Source organism: Streptomyces sp. NPDC020362 (genome assembly GCF_040642095.1).
GTDB lineage: Bacteria > Actinomycetota > Actinomycetes > Streptomycetales > Streptomycetaceae > Streptomyces.
In genome coordinates this window covers 1-1,981 of sequence record NZ_JBFAET010000459.1, presented here as the reverse complement: position 1 = coordinate 1,981, position 1,981 = coordinate 1, and the positions used below count along the sequence as shown (strand labels likewise).

The 1,981-nt window shown below is 69.9% G+C and carries 2 protein-coding genes; both read right to left on the bottom strand.

Going from position 1 to position 1,981, the window contains the following annotated elements; all coding sequences use genetic code 11:
- On the bottom strand, window positions 1-1,585 hold a 1,585-nt coding region (locus AB0H32_RS48190), incomplete at its 3' end, for a beta-ketoacyl synthase N-terminal-like domain-containing protein (RefSeq protein WP_361136059.1).
- 31 nt (window positions 1,586-1,616) lie between these two features.
- A partial coding sequence (locus tag AB0H32_RS48185) for a phosphopantetheine-binding protein (protein ID WP_361136058.1) occupies window positions 1,617-1,981 on the bottom strand: 365 nt, incomplete at its 5' end.

Here is a 1,981-nt window from a genome sequence, read left to right as displayed (position 1 = left end):
CCGGTTCCAGCTCCGACCGCGCCGCGACCCACTCCCGCAAACGCCCCGCCTGCCCCGACAAACCGCTCACCGACCGGCCCGACACCAGCCACGCGTGGGCGCCGGACACCACCGGTGCCGTTGCCGAGGTGTCGTCGTCCGATGCCTCGGTCTCGCCGGTCTCGGGCGGAGCATCCTTGGACTCGGCCCGCTCGGCGGGGGCTTCCTCCAGGATGAGGTGGACGTTGGTGCCGCTGAGGCCGAACGAGGACACACCGGCGCGGCGTGCGTGCTCACCGGCCGGCCACGGCACGGATTCGGTCAGCAGCTTGACGTCCCCGGCCGACCAGTCCACGTGCGGCGAGGGCTCGTCCACGTGCAGCGTCTTCGGCAGCTGCTCGTTCTGGAGCGCCAGCACCATCTTGATCACGCCGGCCACACCGGCTGCCTGCTGGGCGTGTCCGATGTTCGACTTGACCGAGCCGAGCCACAGCGGCCGGTCCTCCGGCCTGTCCTGACCGTAGGTGGTGAGCAACGCCTGCGCCTCGATCGGGTCACCCAGCGTCGTACCCGTACCGTGCGCCTCGACCACGTCCACGTCGGCGGCCGACAGACGGGCGTTGGCCAGCGCCGCCCGGATGACCCGCTGCTGCGAGGGGCCGTTGGGAGCCGTCATGCCGTTGGACGCGCCGTCCTGGTTCGCTGCGGAGCCGCGCACCACCGCCAGCACCTTGTGGCCGTTGCGGAGCGCGTCGGACAGCCGCTCCACGACCACCATGCCCACGCCCTCGCCCATGCCCATGCCGTCCGCCGCGGCCGAGAAGGCCTTGCAACGCCCGTCCTCGGCCAGACCGCGCTGCCGGGAGAAGCCGACGAACCCCATGGGGGAAGCCATGACCGTGACGCCGCCGGCCAGGGCCAATGAGCACTCCCCCGATCGCACCGCCTGGCATGCGAGGTGCAGGGCCACCAGTGACGACGAGCACGCGGTGTCGATGGACACCGCGGGCCCCTGCAGCCCGAGCAGGTAGGAGACACGGCCCGACATCACACTGGCCGCACCACCGGTCATCAGATGCCAGTCGAGGCCCTCCATGTTCTGCAGGGACTCGTGCGCGACGTAGTCGGAGGGGGCGACGCCGACGAAGACGCCGGTCTGCGAGCCCCTGAGCGCTGCGGGGTCGATCCCGGCCCGCTCCAGCGCCTCCCACGACGTCTCCAGCAGCAGCCGCTGCTGCGGGTCCATCGCCAGCGCCTCACGCGGGCTGATCCCGAAGAAGTCGGCGTCGAAACTGGCCGCGTCCCGCAGGAACGCGCCCTCCAGCACATAGGAGGTTCCCTGATTGTCAGGATCCGGGTCGTACACGCCCTCGGCATCCCAGCCCCGGTCGGTCGGGAAGCCGGAGATGGCGTCGCCGCCCGCGGCCAGCAACTCCCAGAGTTCCTCGGGAGTCGTCACCCCACCGGGGTAGCGGCAGCTCATGCCGACGATCGCCAGCGGCGCCGATGATGCCGAGACGAGCTGGCGGTTCCGCTGACGCAGCCGCTCGGTTTCCTTCACGGAGGCGCGCAGAGCTTCAAGGAGCTTGTCGGCCTGTCCGGTCATCGCTGCCTCCACGCATCGAGCATCATCAACTTCACTCCGTCTCGCTGTCCAAGGCCAGGCGAATGAGGCTCTCGGCGTCCAACGCATCGATGTCCTCGGCCTCTTCGCCCTTCTCGTCGGCGAGGGTGCCGTCATGGACACCGGCGAGCTGCATCAGTACGTCCATGAGCCCGGCCTCACGGAACCTGGACAGCGGAACGGTCGCGAGCGCCTTCCGGAGTTTCGCCTCACCAGGGTCTGTTTCACTGCGTCCGCCGATCTCCGGCAGCAGCTTTTCCTGCAGGAACACGGCCAGTTCCGAGGGGTTGGGGTAGTCGAAGACGAGGGTGGCCGGGAGGCGCAGTCCGGTCACGCCGTTGAGGCGGTTGCGCAGTTCCACCGCGGTGAGCGAGTCGA